Source organism: [Clostridium] aminophilum DSM 10710 (assembly GCF_000711825.1).
Classification (GTDB): domain Bacteria; phylum Bacillota; class Clostridia; order Lachnospirales; family Lachnospiraceae; genus Clostridium_R; species Clostridium_R aminophilum.
Map to the genome: position 1 here is coordinate 1 of NZ_JONJ01000018.1, position 18,732 is coordinate 18,732.

At 50.4% G+C, this 18,732-nt stretch carries 13 protein-coding genes, 3 tRNA genes and 1 pseudogene; 11 read left to right on the forward strand and 6 right to left on the reverse strand.

Going from position 1 to position 18,732, the window contains the following annotated elements:
• Window positions 1-394 precede the first annotated feature (394 nt).
• Window positions 395-1,795: a tyrosine-protein phosphatase gene (locus BR86_RS16085; protein ID WP_051684793.1), complete on the reverse strand. Its 1,401-nt coding sequence runs from the start codon at window positions 1,793-1,795 to the stop codon at window positions 395-397.
• Between the two features lie 241 nt (window positions 1,796-2,036).
• On the opposite strand from BR86_RS16085, the gene BR86_RS16695 reads away from it, so the two are divergent.
• The gene (locus BR86_RS16695) at window positions 2,037-2,267 is read left to right on the forward strand and encodes a helix-turn-helix domain-containing protein (RefSeq protein ID WP_075034509.1); all 231 of its coding nucleotides are present in this window, start codon (window positions 2,037-2,039) and stop codon (window positions 2,265-2,267) included.
• 137 nt (window positions 2,268-2,404) lie between these two features.
• On the opposite strand, the gene BR86_RS0112140 is transcribed toward BR86_RS16695, so the two are convergent.
• Window positions 2,405-3,016 (reverse strand): ECF transporter S component, encoded by a 612-nt coding sequence (locus BR86_RS0112140; RefSeq protein WP_031474278.1) that lies wholly within the window; start codon window positions 3,014-3,016, stop codon window positions 2,405-2,407.
• A 411-nt stretch (window positions 3,017-3,427) separates the two neighbouring features.
• Between BR86_RS0112140 and BR86_RS0112145 the strand changes: the two genes are divergently transcribed.
• The 10 genes and pseudogenes from BR86_RS0112145 (at window position 3,428) to ggt (ending at window position 13,463) form a co-directional block, all read left to right on the forward strand.
• A tRNA-Asn gene (locus BR86_RS0112145) sits at window positions 3,428-3,500 on the forward strand.
• Window positions 3,501-3,540: 40 nt separating this feature from the next.
• Window positions 3,541-3,612, forward strand: a tRNA-Glu gene (locus BR86_RS0112150).
• Between the two features lie 30 nt (window positions 3,613-3,642).
• Window positions 3,643-3,713: transfer RNA gene (locus BR86_RS0112155), tRNA-Cys, on the forward strand.
• 97 nt (window positions 3,714-3,810) lie between these two features.
• Window positions 3,811-3,921: pseudogene (locus BR86_RS16720) on the forward strand (IS200/IS605 family transposase); the annotation flags it as partial.
• A gap of 217 nt (window positions 3,922-4,138) precedes the next feature.
• Entirely contained in the window at window positions 4,139-5,974 is a 1,836-nt protein-coding gene (locus BR86_RS0112160; RefSeq protein WP_031474280.1) for an NAD(P)-binding protein, read from the forward strand.
• Window positions 5,968-7,701, forward strand: a complete 1,734-nt coding sequence (locus BR86_RS0112165) for an NADH-dependent [FeFe] hydrogenase, group A6 (RefSeq protein ID WP_031474282.1) — start codon at window positions 5,968-5,970, stop codon at window positions 7,699-7,701. Before BR86_RS0112160 ends, BR86_RS0112165 begins: the two co-directional genes overlap by 7 nt.
• Before the next feature lie 395 nt (window positions 7,702-8,096).
• Window positions 8,097-9,536, forward strand: coding sequence for a sensor histidine kinase (locus tag BR86_RS0112175; protein ID WP_075034510.1), 1,440 nt, complete (start codon window positions 8,097-8,099; stop codon window positions 9,534-9,536).
• On the forward strand, window positions 9,493-10,215 hold the full coding sequence (locus BR86_RS0112180) for a response regulator (RefSeq protein ID WP_242841612.1): 723 nt from the start codon (window positions 9,493-9,495) through the stop codon (window positions 10,213-10,215). Before BR86_RS0112175 ends, BR86_RS0112180 begins: the two co-directional genes overlap by 44 nt.
• Window positions 10,216-10,498: 283 nt before the next feature.
• Entirely contained in the window at window positions 10,499-11,533 is a 1,035-nt protein-coding gene (locus BR86_RS0112190; protein WP_031474287.1) for a succinylglutamate desuccinylase/aspartoacylase family protein, read from the forward strand.
• Between the two features lie 97 nt (window positions 11,534-11,630).
• A complete protein-coding gene (gene ggt / locus BR86_RS0112195) occupies window positions 11,631-13,463 on the forward strand; it encodes a gamma-glutamyltransferase (protein ID WP_031474289.1) in 1,833 nt (610 codons plus the stop codon).
• A gap of 275 nt (window positions 13,464-13,738) precedes the next feature.
• Here the strand turns inward: ggt and BR86_RS0112200 are convergent, their stop codons facing one another.
• The 4 genes from BR86_RS0112200 to pgsB all read right to left on the reverse strand — a co-directional run bounded on the left by BR86_RS0112200 (window position 13,739) and on the right by pgsB (window position 18,573).
• On the reverse strand, window positions 13,739-15,385 hold the full coding sequence (locus BR86_RS0112200; RefSeq protein WP_031474291.1) for a dicarboxylate/amino acid:cation symporter: 1,647 nt from the start codon (window positions 15,383-15,385) through the stop codon (window positions 13,739-13,741).
• A 235-nt stretch (window positions 15,386-15,620) separates the two neighbouring features.
• Complete coding sequence (gene pgsW / locus BR86_RS0112205; RefSeq protein WP_051684794.1) at window positions 15,621-16,724, reverse strand: poly-gamma-glutamate system protein; 1,104 nt, start codon at window positions 16,722-16,724, stop codon at window positions 15,621-15,623.
• 51 nt (window positions 16,725-16,775) lie between these two features.
• On the reverse strand, window positions 16,776-17,183 hold the full coding sequence (gene pgsC, locus BR86_RS0112210; protein ID WP_031474295.1) for a poly-gamma-glutamate biosynthesis protein PgsC: 408 nt from the start codon (window positions 17,181-17,183) through the stop codon (window positions 16,776-16,778).
• Window positions 17,184-17,259: 76 nt separating this feature from the next.
• Window positions 17,260-18,573, reverse strand: coding sequence for a poly-gamma-glutamate synthase PgsB (pgsB, locus tag BR86_RS14820; protein ID WP_038288705.1), 1,314 nt, complete (start codon window positions 18,571-18,573; stop codon window positions 17,260-17,262).
• Window positions 18,574-18,732: the final 159 nt, after the last annotated feature.

Consider the following 18,732-nt stretch of genomic DNA (forward strand, 5'->3'; position numbering starts at 1 on the left):
CGTGGGTCGGCTCCGCTTGTGCAGGCATCTGGCCGGGCTCCATCGGCTCCGATCATTTGCTTGAGGAAGCGGTCTGCCAATCGGCGATCTCTGCTTCTTAGGTGCGGGATGCATAGAGCACTTATCCGGGAGGCTTATCAGGGATGAGCACGTGGAACATCAAAAAGGCAGAGGCGTCCTCCGCAAACATGTTGATAATTGAAATACTAAATGCTTAATTGCACTACTTAATGCATAGATGAGCTTTTACTTTTGCAAATATTGGGTTAAGTAAAGGATGCGGTGGGTACCCGCATCCCCATTTAAAAAACATTAACCTGAATTATTCATGGAGGCGTTTGCTCATTCTATTTCACCTTGTTAAACAGTAATATATACATGGTATATATCTTCTTTAATTTGCCAGCTTCAAATTCTGTCCTATATAGATAATATCCGGATTGGAAATGTTATTCTTATTGAGTTCGTAAATATAGGTCCAGTCTTTTGAATCCCCATATTTTTCTTTGGCAATTTTAGAGAGTGTATCGCCTGGCTTAACTACATAAATACCGGAAGTGACATCCTTATCAGGAACTATTTCGGTAACAGAGGATAGAGCCGTTGCTGTTTCAGAAAGGTCTTTTTTAAGAGTGTCAATTTCTTCATTAGTAAGCCCTGTAGATTTTAGATATTCAGCAGCTTCTGCACTTAAATCCGCGCTGCGAAGATTTTCCACACCAAATTCATTTTTCAGAGTCTTTTCAAGATTACTGGTTAGAATACTGTTATATCTTTCATCATCCGTAGTGATTCCATAATAATTATAGAAAGTTGTCATATAATCGGCAGTCACCTCATCATAAGCAGCACCCATTAAGCATTCCAAAACAGCAACAACGAAGCCCGCTCTGTCTTTTCCCTCTGTACAATGAACAAGATATACTCCTGGATCAGAAATGAAGAATTTGAGTCCATTAGCCAGTTTTTGCTTAAAATCATCAGCTTCAAAGTCAACTCCCATATTCAGAGCTATATAATTCTGGTGTGAATAGTATGTTGTATTGATATCGGGGTATGAAGCGACTGTTTCCGGGTCATCAGCAAGATTCATTATTGTTGTAACATGAGCTTGCCTGATGGCTGCATCTGCATATATGTTCCTGTTGTATTTAGGATTAATAGGTGAAGCGGACCTGTACAATCTTCCTCTTCTGATTCCTGAAGTTGTCACTTCTCTGAAATTAGCAAACTGGGCATCAGAAAGGTTTGGATAATCGGATCTGTCTGTGGTATAGCTCAACTGATGCAAAAGATATTCGCCATAGTATCCACCTTTTGTATCCATGGAGATAGACACTTCTATCCTGTCTGTTGCACCGTCTGCAGGTTGCCATGATACAGAATTGTCAGCGGCTGTCTTTTTAGTGGCAATACCGTATGTTGTGGCAAAATCTTTCATGTTGATTGCAAGCAGGACAAACTCATCTTCCTGTCTCACAAAAATCCCTGCAGTACCTGAATCAACATCAGAATAATTGCTACATAGTGGGAGCTTCAAATTCTGGTTCAAAAAGTTCACTTTTAGTATATCTCCGAATTCATAGCCTGATGACAGAAAATCAGAACACTTAATATCAAGAACAACGTTCCCGTATTTTTGAATATTTGCAACGCTGGCAGTTGTATTAATTACTTTATTTGCTGCACTAACTTTTCTTGATGGCAGAATCACTAGAGAAAAAATGATAAGAATTACTGATAACATAGCCAGCAGTCTTTTTTTTACGTTTGCAGCGTTGCACATCTGTTTCATAGATACCTCCTGAACAATATATTTTTTCACGTGATACCAATGATATTTCCGCATACCTACATTTATTCGAGTATCATATGAGAAATATCGACATCTCCTTGTAAAAAATCATCTGTTATTTTTTGCCTCTGTGGATAAGTTTTATGACGGCTCTGAAAATTTGCTATCATTTATGCCGACAATGATGCATTAAATCTAATGACTGGTGATATCAAAATCTATTTTTAAGAAAGGTATCATCATGAAAAATAAACATTTAACTTTTGACGAACGTTATGCTATACAGACAGGTCTTAACGATGGAAAATCTATTCATAAGATTGCGGTTGAACTTGACCGTGTAGACTCTTCTATCCGGAGGGAAATCAACAGGAACAGGCACAGAGTATCCGACAGGAAATATACGGTTCATCCATGCCGCTTTTCAGGCATAAAAAATCGAGGTATTATGCAGTTACCTTTGCAAAACTGATAATACCTCGAAATTAAGCATTTACCTTTTCAAGTGACGCTCCGCAAACATGTTCGCCGAGGATGCCCCTGTCTTTGGTTATATTCTCGCTCTAAGTGCGCAAAGTCCGGATATATTCGAAATGCTGATGCGGCATCTTACGGGGACACCGCTTTTGCTTCGCTCACATCCGCAAAGCCAATCCGAAACAGGATCGGTCGGACCGCCAGATACACGATGACGCCGAGAATGGAATTGATAACGGCATTGATAATCGTCGCGTAGGTAGTAATCGCCAGAAGCGCGCGAATTGCAGATTCCGCCTTGTCTGCATTCGGGGTTAGAATGGTGTACCACAGATACTTAATAGATGGTTCAATGATACAGTTGGCACCGAGACCCGCCGCGGCGGAAATCGCAGACCAGCGCATCAGGTAGGATTTCGGGTGGCTCTGCGAGATTTTTGCGATGCGGTGTGCCACAAAACCGGCGATCAGGCCGATCAGAAGCTTGCAGATAAATGTTCTCGGCGCAGATGCCGCGTAACCTCCGAGAATATCGGCGAGTGACAGTCCGATTGCACCGGCCATTCCGCCGTAGGGACCTCCAAGAAGAAGTGCACCCAGCACCACGAACGCATTTCCGAGGTGAATCTTCGTTCCAGTCGCGTTAAAGGCCGGGAAGACTGCGTATCCGACGAAGCAAAGTGCGGCCATAAGACCGGTATACGCAATTTTTAACAGGTACTGATTCCTTTCATTTGTTTTCATATCCTTTTCCTTTTCTCTTTTCCAAAACGTTCTCACGGGGTTCTGAGCTTCCGATCAGCGCTGAATCCATAGCTCTTCTATATGATATCTGTCAATATAGCATCAGGTTGACAATATCGAAAATGTCAGAAAGGAATAATTTTATATAACCAGATATAACCTGCAAGAGTAACGGTGACGTATGAGTAACGTTTCGTGTAGATTCTGAGTAACGATCCGTGAGAGGTTCCGAAGTACGATGCGTGAGAGGTTCCGCGTGGTGTTCCATGGAGGCTTTCGAAAACGAATGTCATCCGGAAAAATACCGGGCATTCCATTGGAAGAGGAATAGGGAAAAATCTTCAGATAAATGCTTGACAGATGAATGCTTTTTCGATATACTACCTTTGTTGCTGATATGACAGCAATTATTCCTCTATAGCTCAGTCGGTAGAGCGCGTGACTGTTAATCACGATGTCGTTGGTTCAAGTCCAACTGGAGGAGCTTGTTTTACACCAGATCCTGTGTGTGGGACAATCAATACGGCCCCATGGTCAAGCGGTTAAGACATCGCCCTTTCACGGCGGTAACACCAGTCCGAATCTGGTTGGGGTCATTTCGATACTTTGGTATCGCAACAGAATATGGCGACATAGCCAAGCGGTAAGGCGTGGGTCTGCAACACCCTGATCACCAGTTCAAATCTGGTTGTCGCCTCGAGGAAGAGAAGCTGAGAAGCTTCTCTTTTTTTGTTCTGGATTTTAGTCTGTTGAATGCGCACGGTGCGAGTTTCTCAACAGAGAAATGAAGCGCGCATGAAACAAAAATTATCTACCATCAATTAAAAGCAGATATCAGAACAATTCTGAAGCAGCTTTGTACGTACAAAGGTGTTGAAAGATTGGAGGGGCATCTCATGCCAGACCAGCGTGAGGGGATACGCATACCTCAGACAGGCAAATGCCTCCGGATGATTCTATATACTTTCTCTTTACCGCTATCCCCATAAAGCGTATAATAAATTCAGATAATTTTGTTCCAAAAAGTTAATTTAATAACAACCGGCAACCAACAGCCCGCAGTGCGGCTTCGATATGACTCCGTTTCTGCGAGTGTTTTGAAAATGGGAGGACAACGGGTAAATGAGTCGACTTAGCATCGTAACCCAGGACAAGGCCCAGCAGACGGTGGAAGAGCTGTACAAAGACCTGGAGCGTCGTATTACCGCCAGCCAGCCGGGACTGTGTCCGGTGGATCTGGCATGGTCATTTCTTCATCTGTGCCATGCACAGTCCTGCGGAAAATGTGTTCCGTGTCGCGTCGGTCTGGGACAGCTGGAATTGCTGATCAATTCTGTTCTGGACGGAACGGCAACCATGGAAACGCTGGATCTGATCGAGAAGACGGCAAAGAGTATCTATTATTCCGCCGACTGTGCGATCGGAGCGGAAGGTGCGCACATGGTTCTGCGCGGACTGGAGGGATTCCGCGACGACTATGTGGAGCACATCACCAGAAACCGCTGCAAGGGAATGCAGAACCAGCCGGTACCGTGCGTATCGCAGTGTCCGGCGCACGTGGATATTCCGGGATATATCGCCTTGGTGCATGAGGGCAGATATCAGGATGCAGTCGATCTGATCCGCAAAGATAATCCGATGCCGGCAGCCTGCGGCCTGATCTGTGAGCATCCGTGCGAAGTCCGCTGCCGCCGGATGATGATCGACGCGCCGCTGAATATCCGCGGTTTAAAGAGGTTTGCAGTGGAGCATGAAGGAGAGATCAAGGCTCCGAAACGGATGGAGAAGACCGGAAAGAAAGTTGCCGTGATCGGCGGCGGTCCGTCCGGCCTGTCTGCGGCATATTATCTGTCTATCATGGGCCACGATGTCACGGTCTATGAGCAGCGCCAGAAACTCGGCGGTATGCTCCGCTACGGCATTCCGTCCTACCGTCTTCCGCGAGAAATCCTGGATCACGAGATCAACGGTATGATGAAGTCCGGCTTCAAAGCGAAATGTGGCGTCAGCATCGGAAATGACATCAAGATCGAGGATATCCGGAAAAAATATGACGCGATCTATGTTGCCATCGGCGCACAGACGGACCGTAAAGTGGGAATCGACGGCGAGGATGCCTCCGGCGTGATCTCGGCGGTAGAACTTCTCCGCCGCATCGGCGATGACGAGTATCCGGATTTCACCGGAATGCGTGTTGCGGTGATCGGCGGAGGAAACGTTGCGATGGACGTTGCCAGAACTTCGATCCGCTGTGGTGCCAAGAGCGTACACATCATGTACCGCCGCCGGATCGATGATATGACCGCGCTTCCGGAAGAAGTTCAGGGAGCGATCGCGGATGGCTGTGAAGTGATGGAACTGGATGCGCCGCTTCGCATTGAGAAGGATGCGGAAGGAAAAGTGGCGGCACTCTGGGTTCGCCAGCAGATGACCAGTTATATCAAAGACGGAAGACCGTCCGTGAAGGATTCCAGTGAACGGGAAGATATCCGGATGCCCTGCGATCTGGTGCTTGTTGCGGTCGGACAGGGAATTGACTCCCGTAAATTCGGAGAATTCGGTCTGCCGTTGGAGCGAGGCCGTCTTACTGCATTTGACACCAGTCAGATTCCGGACAATGAAGGAATCTTCGCGGGAGGTGACTGCGTGACCGGACCGGCGACCTGTATCCGTGCCATTGCGGCCGGAAAGGTTGCGGCGGCGAATATCGATGAATATCTGGGATATTTCCACGCGATCACGACGGAAGTTCAGGTACCGCCGGTCCGCTTCAGCGACAATACGCCGTGCGGCAGAATCAATATGCACGAGCGTCCGGCCGATGAACGCCGCAACGATTTCAAACTCATGGAACTGGGAATGACGAGAGAAGAGGCCTGTCAGGAGTCTGGCAGATGTCTTCACTGCGATCACTTCGGATATGGTGTATTTAAAGGAGGCAGAGACGCGAAATGGTAAAAGTTACGATCGATGGCAGAGACCTGGAAGTCGCAGAGGGAACTACCATTCTGGACGCTGCCGCCATGGCAGGTATTCATATTCCGACGCTCTGCTTTATGAAGGGGTTAAATGAAATCGGCGCCTGTCGTGTGTGCGTCGTGGAAGTGGAAGGTTACGAGAGACTGTTTACCGCCTGCAATAATCCGGTGCAGGACGGTATGCAGATCCATACCAACACAAAGAAGGTGCGCGATGCCCGCAAGACCAATGTGGAACTGATCCTGTCCGAACACGACACCAACTGCGCGATCTGCAACCGAAGCGGAAACTGTCAGCTGCAGAAAGTGGCGAACAGCCTGAATATTTTCCGTATGCTGTATGAGAGGAATATTCCGAAGAAGAAATCAAATGTAAAATTCCCGCTGATCCGGGATTATGACAAATGCATCAAGTGTATGCGCTGTATTCAGGTGTGTGACAAGATTCAGAACACAAATGTATGGGATCTGGTCAATACCGGCAGCCGTACCACGGTCGATGTGACCGGACTTTACCGTCTCGAAGACGCAGACTGTGTCCTCTGCGGACAGTGCATCACGCATTGTCCGGTCGGCGCGCTCCGTGAGCGTGATGACACGGATCGCGTGCTGGAAGCACTGGAAGATCCGGATCGGATCACGATTGCGCAGGTTGCACCGGCGATCCGTACCGCATGGGGCGAGTCGTTCAAGATCAATCCGGAATTTGCGACTTTCCGCCGTATTGTCGGCGGTCTGCGCAAGATTGGCTTTGACTATGTATTTGATACCGACTTCAGCGCGGATCTGACGATTATGGAAGAAGCGAGCGAACTTCTGGAGAAGGTAAAACATCCGGAGGGCCAGAAATTTCCGATGTTTACATCCTGCTGTCCGGGCTGGGTTCGCTACTGTAAGTCGCATTATCCGGAATTTGTCGATAACCTTTCAACGGCCAAGTCCCCGATGGAGATGTTTGGCGCGCTGATCAAGACCTATTATGCGAATCTTCTCGGTGTGGACCCGGCGAAGATCTTTGTGGTTGCGATTATGCCATGTGTTGCGAAGAAGGCAGAGGCGGAATATCCGAGCATGAAGAATGCGGAAGGCGACCCGGATGTCGATGTTGTGCTGACGACGAGGGAAATCGCGCGACTGATCCGTGCAGACCAGATTGACGTGACATCTCTTCCGGAATCCGATCCGGATCTTCCTCTGGGTGTCGGAAGCGGTGCCGGCAATATTTTCGGCGCCACCGGCGGCGTTATGGAGGCGGCGCTCCGTACGGCCTATTACATGGTCAACGGCAAGAACCCGAAGCCGGATGCGTTCAAGAGCGTCCGCGGCATGAAGGGATGGAAGGAAGAAGAATTCGAACTCGGCGGAAAGACGCTGAAGGTTGCGGTTGTCAGCGGGCTGGGCAACGCGAACGAGCTGTTAAGGCAGATGAAACAGGGACGTGTGTCCTACGATTTTGTGGAAGTGATGGCCTGTCCGGGAGGCTGCGTCGGAGGTGGCGGTCAGCCGATTCGCGAAGGCTTTGAGATGGCTTCACTCCGCGCCCCGATCCTTTATATGCAGGACAGCGGAAGCAATCTGAGATTCTCTCACGAAAATCCGTCCATCAAACAGGTTTATCAGGACTTCCTGGGAGCTCCGCTCTCGGAGAAGGCCGAAGAACTTCTGCATACCAATCATCATGACTGGCGGATGCCGAATGAGAGATAAGACAAAACCCGAGAATTGAAATCAGGCCGGAATTGCTGCCGGAGCGAAACGCCCTGCAGAGGATTTCGGCCGTTTTTATGTCGTTAGGAGATTTCTCTGAAATCTCCGGTGATATAAAACGTTCTGCGGGGACATGCACGCTGCTGAGAGGAAGATGTCGTTTTACGCGGTCCTGACTATGTATTTGATGCGGTGACCGGCGGCGGAAAAAGACGGAGAGCTCTCTTCAGAATTGAAGGGGTGAGAATGGTCATTCCACGGTTATAAACAATCGGCAAAAGAACAATCGGCGGAGATGAGCGCGGCGCAAAAGACAGATCCATGCGGACGGCATTTGCCGTAAGGCGGGAGTAAGTGTTATAGTGGAAGAAATGTTTCAGGATACAGGAGGAGACGTGGATAAGAATGTGAGCGTGTATCATCGGGGCAAGTATGAGATTCTCTATGACCCGGAGAAACTTCGCATAGGTTTTGGCGTTTATCTGCTGGGACTCTGGGGACCGCTCATCGTGCGGCCCGATGAGTTCGGAATTTATGATCATCTTCGACGCGGGCTGGAGGAAGACCGGTGTTCCGATATGATCCTTGCGGCGCTGATGCTGGTCATGATGAACGTTGTCCGAATGATGCCGCACTATCTCGGCGCTTTTCTGATCGATGAGTCAATCGAGTTCAAGAAAGCCGGAAAACGGCGCTTTGAGTGGAATGTCTGGCTCACATTCGGTCTCATTTTAGGGATGTACCGGCTGATCGATCTCATCCACGGTGCAAGCTATGATTTCGGTTTTCCGGCTCTTTTTACCGTCAGTGTGATTCTTCTTTTGTCATATATGAATCTCTTCGGCGTCAGTCCGTTCAACAAAGTCATCGTCGTGATGACGATGCTGCTCAGTATTCAGTGGCTAGACGTCATGCCGGCATTAACCCGTTACGGGTTTGGCCGCGGAGAAGTGTCCAGAGATATCAAGTCCTTTGCCTTTGCGATGGGCGAGGAAGATACACTGACGATTTTTGCGGTATGCCTGACGACGATCTTTACCTTCGCATCGGCCATGCAGATTGCCCTTTTATGGAAAGAACACAAGCTCCGGATTGCCGGGGAAGAGACAAGAAGGGCGCAGCAGAATCTGTATGAATCGCGGATCGAGGCGCTGAATATGCGAAGTACGACGGAGGCGCAGAGTCTGGTACATGATCTGAAAAGCCCACTGACCACGGTTCAGGGGCTGATCAGCCTCGCGGAGATGATGGAAGAAAATCCGCTGATCCGGGAATATTTCGCCAAGATCTCAAAAGCGCTCAGCAATATGAGTGTGATGATCTCGGAGATTCTTTATGAAAACCGGAAAAAACCGCTGAATACGGACGATCTGTTTCATGATGTTCTCGCGCAGGTTTCCATCACGATACCCGCAGATATGATCCGGTATGAAAATACGTGTCCGGAGGCGCAGATTCTTGGAAACCGGATTCGCCTGGTCCGCGCGGTCATCAACCTCGTCAACAATGCTTATGCAGCGGTGGACAAGAAAAAGGGCCGAATTGATCTGACCGTCGGCCGGAAGAACGGCGGGATCGAGATCATGGTGCAGGACAATGGACACGGCATGACAGAGCATGAGAGGACACAGGCCTTTGAACTCGGTTATTCCGGGGCCGGATCCTCGGGACTGGGGCTTGCATTTACCCGTCAGGTGATCACTGCCCACGGCGGAACCATTGAGATAGAGAGTGAGAAGAATCAATACACGCGGGTGAAAATCCTGCTGGATGAAGTAAGGGAGGACGCGCATGACGGAAATGGCGGCGCAGACGGTGAGGATTCTGGCGATTGATGACAATCCGGATATTCTGTATACGTTGGAACAGATCTGCAGATTTCAGGGGTGGATTCCGCTGATGGCAAACGGCTATGACGCGGCGATGGATGTGATCCGCAGTCAGATACCGGATTTGGTTCTGGTGGACTATCATATGCCCGGAAGAGATGGGATCAGTACCGTCAGCGAGCTTCGGAAGATTCTTCCGGATGTGCCGATTGTCGTACTCACGATTGAGGAGAGCGACCGTGTGGTTCAGCGCTTTACCGAAGCCGGTGCAGATGATTATGCCCTGAAACCGATCAAAGCGATCGATCTGATCTCCCGGATCAAGGTTCATCTTCAGCTGGCGGCAAAGAGGCTACCTGACCGCACGCCCGGGAAAGATGACCGGGCGGTCAGAAGCGAGGCTGCGGGGGAAGGGCAGAATGATAACGGCGAGAAAATCTCACGGCAGGATGTTTTCCACGAAAAGGGAATCAGCGAGGTGACGCTGACCAAGATTGAGAAAGCATTGAAGGGAGAAGCGGCTTTCCGGGATATCGATGAGATCGAAACCGCGACGACCATCAAGAAAAAGACGCTGTATCGCTATCTTCAGTTTCTCCTCAAAGAAGGAAGAATCGAGCAGGATTACTCGTACGGTGAGATGGGACGGCCCAGAACGCTGTACCGTTGGAAAAACGAGCATTAGGCATAATACGGCGTCGGGGGATGTGGATCGGATTTTTTCGGAATGAATGTAATGGGGGCGAAGTCTGTTTTGGGACTTCGTCCCCATTACATTTGAAGGCAGCGGTCCGGAAACTGCAGCGCAGGTATGGTCAGAATCCCGCAGACGGGAAGAAATTCTGTGAAGATAAAAATGAGAAAAATGAGAGAAAATAGACAAGATGTGTAGAATTCTGTAATTATAAGATTATGCGCGGCATAAAAATGAAAATTCAGATTTGATTGCGTTTCGGGAGAAATAACGTATGAAAAGACAACACGGAATCGTTTTTCCGGGGCCGTTGATCGAGGGAGCAGGTATGTCGAGACACATTCCGGCAGCATTGTCTGCGATAGGGATTGCTTTGGCGGCAGCCGGCTGCGGATCTTCCGCTTTTTCTGCGGCGATTCAGAGTCGGACGGCGCAGGAAACCGGTCTGAATGGTTCGGAATGCCGCGAAGACAAAAACGGGAATGATGCTTTAAAACCGGAACTGTTATCCAAAACAGATGAAAGGAATTCGGATGTATCTGAAAATACAGAGAATATGACCGGGAACGATACCGAAGAACCGGAAGAAAAGCGGATAGCAGACCGGAATATTATCAATTCTTCGGAACAAAGCATCGAGAGTTACACGATTCCGTCGGGAAGCGGTCCGAACACCGTGATTCACATCCGAAGCGGAAAGAAAGGTCCGGTTCTCTATATCGAAGCCGGGATCCACGGCGATGAAACAGCCGGTCAGGGGGCGGTCCGGAAGCTGGCAGAGACACTGTCACAGGGAGAAGAACTCTCTGCCGGAGAAATTTACCTGATTGAAGCGGTGAACCGGTACGGAGCGGAACACGGAAAGCGGACCACAAGAGAGAATGAAGACATCAACCGGGCATTTCCGGGAGAGAACAACGGAAGCGGAGCGGAAGTGACTGCTGCGGCACTCTTCCGGGATATCCGGGAGAAGAGTCCAGATCTGGTACTGGATCTGCATGAGGCGAGAAAACATGCGGACGGGATCGACCAGCTCGGCGAAAGTGTGATCGCCGGTTCTCTGGACGGGATCGAAGATCTGACGCTCGGTCTCATCGCCGATTCCGAACAGAACCCGGAAATCGGCGTCAAACTGGATTTGTTTGGATCACCGCCGGAAGGCAGCATCAACCGGACAGTGACGGAACAGCTTCATATTCCGGTCATCACGGTTGAGACGTCGAGAGAAAAGCCGGAAGCCGAGCGGATCCGTGTGCAACTCGGTATCATTCAGTATGTTCTTGATTTCTATCATATGCGCGGCCGGTAGGGCAGCCATAAGCCGGCATGGATGGAAATGGAGATAGAGCAGCCGGAACGGCTGCGGAATCAGAGGGGGACGGAATGACAAAGGAAGGAGAGAAAGTATGAAGAAAAAACTGCGCAGAGTAGTCAGCGCGGCGCTTTCCGCAGCGATGGCAACCAGCCTTGCAGCCTGCGGAAACACGGCGGCGACCTCCACCACAGCTGCCGCGGAGAAAACCGCGGCGGCGGAATCAGAGACAAAGGCGGAAAAACCGGCTCTGACACCGGCATACAGTGTTGCGGATTTCCAGACGGTGGACGCGGAAGGAAACCGGATCACAACCGGACGCGATGCAACCAGCAAGAAGGCGGTTGCGGTTGCATCCAAGTATGAGGTGTCTCAGGTCGGCGCGGAAATCATGAAAAAGGGCGGAAATGCCGTCGATGCAGCGGTAGCCATGGGATTTGCGCTCGGCGTCTGCGAACCGTTTACGTCCGGTCTCGGCGGAGGCGGCATTGCAACCATCCATATGAAGGACGGATCGAATTATTTCATCGATTTCCGGGAGGTTGCTCCGGCACTCGCAACGCTGGATAAGTATGTGGATGAGAAGGGCGAGCCGAACGGCAACACCAAGAAGGGCGGCCTGGCATCCGGTGTTCCGGGCGAGTGTGCCGGTCTCCTCTACATGCTGGAGAAGTACGGCACCATGACCCGTGCAGAGGTTATGGCTCCGGCGATCCGCATTGCGAACGAGGGATTTACGGTATCCACCTACTGCGCAAATGCCATCAATGACGCTTATCAGACCGCACAGGAGTTCCCGGAGATGCAGAAGGTCTACTGGGACGAGAATGATCTTCCGTACGGCGAGGGCGCGGTGATCAACAATCCGGATCTGGCAAAGACACTTCAGAAGATTTCTGATGAAGGCGCAGATGCATTTTACAAGGGTGAGATCGGACAGGCCATGGTTGACACTCTGAAAGAGTACGACGGCGTCATGACCATGGAAGATCTGGCAAAATACACCGTTCTTGAGCATGAGCCGGTGGAAGGGGAATACAGAGGATACAAGATTATCTCTTCCCCGCCGCCGTCTTCCGGTGGTACGCACCTGATCGAGATCCTGAATATTCTGGAAAATTATGACATCGGCAGCATGAAGATCAACTCTCCGGAGTACGTTCACACCTTTACGGAGGCATTTAAGCTTGCCTTTGCGGACCGTGCGAAGTATATGGCGGATACCGCATTTACGGACGTGCCGCTTGATGGCCTGACCAGCCAGAAGTATGCGGATGAGAGAGCGAAGAAGATTGATCCGGAGAAGGCGATGGAAGAGGCTGCACCGGATGATCCGACACTCTTTGAGCACACCGATACCACACACTTCTCTGTCGGCGATATCGACGGCAACTGCGTGGCGATCACCAAGACCATCAACTACTACTTCGGCAGCGGCGTCATGGTCAAGGGCTGCGGATTCATGATGAACAACCAGATGGATGATTTCTCGACCGATAAAGACAGTGTCAATGTGATCGAGCCGGGCAAGAAGCCGCTTTCATCCATGAGTCCGACAGTGGTACTGAAGCCGGACGGCACGCCGTTCATGGTTACCGGTACTCCGGGCGGATCCCGCATCTTCTCCTCGGTAGCACAGACCATCTCCCGTGTCATCGATCACAAGATGACGCTTCTGGATGCGATCTGTGTTCCGAAGATCTGGAACTGCAGCAACAAGAACAAACTGGATTATGAGAAGAACCTGAAGGGATACGAAGAGTATGCCGTAACGGAGGACACGATCGCAAAACTGACCGAGATGGGCCATGGCGAGATCAAGACCGCGGCGAGCGGCAGCGTAAACTCCATCATCTACAACGATGACGGCACGATCACCGGCGTTGGCGATCCGCGCCAGGACGGTAAGGCGGTCGGTGTAGACTGACCCCGGATGGAACTGAGGGACGGGGTCAGCGGTCCATTTTGCCCCATCCGGACCGCAGCCCGTTCAAAAAATACGTTTAATAGATAACAGCAAAAGCTTCCATACTTGCCGGATAATGAGGTCACGGCGAGAATGCGAGAAAGAATCAAAGAGCATAAAGACAGGCAAAGAGCCCGGCGGATTACCCCGCCGGGCTCTTGGTATTTGAGAATCACGAACGTTATCCGGAGACAGCAGCACCGCTGATATAACTGCTTTTGCTGCAGCAATTCGTGTTATGAATTGAATTTTTTCGTATCGAGAAGTCCTTCTCGCTTGGCAACGATCGTGGATACCACTGCGTCTCCGGTTACGTTAGTGCAGGTCTGCATCATTCCAACCAGCGGGTATAATCCCATGATAAGGCTTATTGCCTCTGCCGGAACACCGATCTGCGGAATCAAAAGCGCGATGCAGACCAGATTTCCGCCCGGAACACCGGGGCTTCCGACAGAAAGTACCATGATCGAAATAAACAGAGACAGCAGTACGCTCGGAGTGACCGGTATCTGGAAGATCTTTGCGCAGAATAAAGCGGATATCAAAAGTGAAATGCAGCTTCCATCCATATTGATCGTTGCTCCCAGTGGCAGGGAAAACGAATAAATCTTCGGCGAAATTCCCATTTTATCGCATCGCTCGATGGAAGTGGGGAGCGCCGCATTACTCGATGCACAGGTAAATGCGGAAACCATTGCGGGAAAATATTTTTTGAGGAATTTGTGCGGAGCCAGACCGGCAAACACTGCCAACAGGATGATATACACTCCGATCATCAAAATGTCTCCGAAGTAAACAACCGGTGTCCATACGAATACATTTAAGAGAGTTCCAAAGTCCATTGCGATCATCATTTTTGCCATAGAGCAGAAGACAACGATGGGAATTAATTTTACTATCACAGATGTAATTTTGGAAAAAACAGCATTAAAAATTCCCAGCATTCTTTTGAATTCCGGCATTTTTCCTGCCAGAGAGGCCGCAGCTACGCCGAATATCACAGCCAAAAATATCAGCTGAAGCATATCGGACTTCTGAAATGGTGTAATGATATCACTTGGTATGATGCCTACAAGCGTGTCCTTGATGGAAATTGTTACGCTTTCCGCTTTCTGCAGTGTCGACTCTGCGGTCTCTTCGGAAACCGCCATTGCCAGATCAGTATTTCCGATTGGAAAAAGCTGATATGTGAAATATCCAACAAAGATCGCGATGACAGAGGTCATGAGATAAAAGATAACCATCTCGAACGCAATCCTCCCAAGTGCTTTCAGATCCGTGAAGTCAGCAATGCTGTAAGCCACAGAGAAAAAGACAAGCGGAGCCACGATCATTTTCAGGAAATTGATGAACATGGTATATATCGGTGTAATGATGATCGTGCTGATGTTTTTTCCGACTGCCGCAGGAAATAACTTATGGATCAGAAATCCCGTCAGAATACCAAGTACCAGCGCAGCAATCGTATAGACCAGACTGGAGTACGGAGATTTTTTTACAGGAAACGTGACGGTGGTCTTTCCCCTGCTATTACGTATGGAAAGGGTGTCTGCAAATAACTTATCGTAAAGTTTTCTGATAACATCGCCTGCGTCTTCATCAAATTCATCAATCCTGAGATTCTCATAGATATCAGAAACCGCAAAAACTTCGCAGGCTGACTTTATCTGAATTGCCAGATTCCCAAAATGCCCCTTGATTTCTATCACAATATCACTTTCCGCAGGAGCTGATTCCAAAATCTTGGCCAGTACCTCCTCAGAAGTCAAAAGGGTCTGAGCAATCTTTCGCTTGCTAATATCCCTTGCTTTCAGCGATTCCTGAATAAAGTTTACTCCGTTTGCAATTGCATCACGATCTGCTTTTAATACCTTCTTGTTCATACGGATCTCCCTATGAAAAATGTTGTAAGGGTCAAAAGTTCAGTGTTGTTATTCATAAACTCCGGCATGTGATTACTCAGAACACCGAAATCATTTGTACTGTTAAGAATCTGCCGGTCAATTTATGGTCGCGTGCGGTATATTGTGACCATCTATTCTACTACTTCGCCATTTTCTTAAAAAACATAAATTTTCCATAATTGATTATGAAGAGAAGATTTAAAGATAACGTATATTACAGCGGTATGTGCCGCCTCGGAAAGATCCGAAAACATAGAAACGACAGAATGACAAATCCCGCACCGAGCAAACCGGCAATTTTCCGGTCATAGCGCAGTTCCGAGTAGACATCTCCTTCGCCGACCGCCGGAAGCGGGACCGGATCGTAGGGGAGACCGTTGGCCGGCATCAGCGTCTTCATATTCAGAAGATGAATGACCGGGGTTCCACGGCGGAAGAAATACGGGATCAGGCCCTGCGGTTCGGAGGAGGACCGGTCTTCTGTCACGATGCCGTCGGCCGCCGTCAGTTTTTCCTCCGCGCCGGCGAAGGACAGGAGATTTCCTCCGACATTGATGAAGCACACCGGTTTTTCCGGCACGGCCGCGTAGATTTCCTTCCGGATCTCCAGATTTGCGGACAGATCCGGTTCGTGGATATAGGAAAGTCCATGGGAACGCGCACGTCGGACGATCTCTTCCGTCACTTGCTCCGGCATACCGGTTCCGACATCACCTGCCCCGCCCAGTGAGAACCATTCTGCATGATTCCGGATCAATCCCTTCCCGAGAAGCTCCTGTTCCATATCGAGGTAGGTCAGATCCGGAAGATTGGCTCCATAGGTGGAGGCACCGACGGAATTGATGATAATGCCGTGGGCTCCGATGCTGTCCAGTGCACAGACTGTTGCGAGGTCCAGCGTCGGAAAAGAGCTGGAGAAATTGCAGGCGACGTAGTCCCCTTCCTTCACGCCGCACCGGATCAGAAGATCTGTGACCATGGCGGCACTGTTGGGATTGGCGGCAGAGCGTTTGGCTTCCAGAATGCCGTGCGTGGTCGTGATATCGGTCAAAAGATCGCCGATCATTCCGGTTTCGTTCGGATCATCGAGTTTGTCGATGGGATGTCCCAGCGAAAGCCGGAGATCCTTTATTGCACCGAACGCAGTATTCAGCTGTTCGGAGGCCTGAAGCATGATATCCGCATACGGCTTGGGAGCGCGGTATCGCGTGGCCTGAAGGAGGCCGCAGCTTCCGCCCAGATACACGGTCAGAAGACTGAGAAGAATCAGGCGTTTCCTGGAATCGGAGAGCGCCGAAAAACGGGATGACAGGAACAAGGGACACCTCTTTTCGGATGATAGGAAACAGGGTTTCGTCGGAGATATTCTCTACCGCAGAAGAAGGATCACAAAATAGGTGGCAAGGGTTACCACCGCCAGTGAAAGGAGTGTCGGCAGGATGTGCTGCCGCTCCATCTCACGGCCGAGAATTCCCGGGATCAGGCTACCGATGGAGAGTGCCGTGCCGCCGATCAGCGCCGACATCAGCACCTTCAGCAGGACGCCAGAGATCAGGAAAACGGCGTACCGTCTTCTGCCGTAGAGGATCATGTACCGGGACAGAAAACTTACGATCAGCATTGTCACAAGGGCGGCGGCCACCGTTGTGAGAATCCGCACGGGGCTTGTGAGATAGAGCGCAAAATATGCCGGGACGATGACGCCGCCCGGAGACAGATCGGTAAATTCGGTAAAGATCAGGGCGAAAATGATGCCGATCAGGAGTGTTTCGTTCATGTGGTTCCTTCTTTCATAGAATGTTCGCCGTTAAAAAATGCGGGCTTTGTTTTGAAACCGGATTGTTGATTTGTAATCAGGTCCGGCCGGATTCCAGCGTCTCGATCAGATGATAGGCGGGACCTTTGATGTTTCCGATACCGGTGATCAGGATGCGGGGAATGCATTCGGATCTGGCGGCGGGAACCATTTTGTCTGCCGGAGAGCATGCATTGGCGTCCGGGTGGCGACAGTCATCGGAAACTGCCGAAGGAGCAGCGGCGCGCTCAGAATCCGTGGCCGGATCCGCAGTGCGGATCATATTCCGGAGCACCTCCGGCGTCAGCTCTTTCTCCCCGAGAATCCGGATATTTTCCGCGCCAGCCTCCCGGAAGAGCCGGGCCGCAAGTGCACCTCCTTTTCCGGAGATGAACCAGCGGGCGTCGCGGTGGAGCAGCACGAAGTGCTTCGCAAACAGGATGGCGCGGTCCGGACGGTCCGGGCGGTGGTTGTAGAGGAAGATAACCTCGGCCGGCGCCCGGAGTTCGCCGGCAGGACTGTTTTTTTCCACCTCTCGGAGTTCGTCGGCAGGACTGCCTTTTGCTGCCCCCCGGAGCTCGTCGGCCAGATTGCTTTCCGTCGATTGGGGATCGTTGGCGGAGAACAGATTGAGAAAAGCGAGCTGTCTTCCGGATACTTCTCCGAGCCGGTAGACTCTTCGGATTCCGAAATCCTGCTTTGTGCGGGAGAGTCCGTCCCATGCATCGGATTCCGGAATTCCGAGAGTGCGGGCAACGGCCAGCGCAATGCCCTCATTTTCGGCGGCGGTATCGGTGGATGGGCAGGTGATGAGCCTTGTTCCCCGTTGGCGGCATTTTTCGCCCCAGTATTCTTCGGCATGCGGGTCGGCGGAGATCAGGATGCCGTGATCCGGAATGACAGCGCTCAGCGATTCGGCAATCTCCGGGAGTGTATCCCCCATCTCGAAGGTGTGATCGTACCGGACATTGGTGATGACGCTGATTTTGGACTGCAGGATCCGATCCTGGGCGATCTTCTGCAGATCGGGGCGGACGGCCATGCACTCAAGAATAAGGATCTCGGCGCCTTCCCGACGGGCTTTCCGTATGGTGCGGATCTGTTCATGGATGTTGGCGGGACCGAATCGTCTCACGGGATGTTCCGTTCCGTCGACTCCGATGTAGGCCGCGTCGGTCCCGGTGGTCTTGGTGAAGGTCCTGTAATGTGTCCGGAGAGCGGCGTCGATTGCACGGCAGGTGGATGTCTTGCCGCGGATCCCGTTGACGTGGATGACATAACGAAACGAGGAAAGCGCCCGCCGGTTGAATTCATTTTCCAAAAGAAGACCGATGAGATAGGCCGCGGTCAAAAGCAGAAGCAGAATGAGCATTCGGATGTGGTCCTCCTAAAAAATGTTGCAATCAATACAATGTATATAGAAGTTTATCGCAAATCACAGAGAAATACGAGTTTTTCCGACGAACAATCCATGAGAAAAATGAGAGAAAATAGACATTTGAAGTTGAATTCTGTAATCTTAAAGACATCA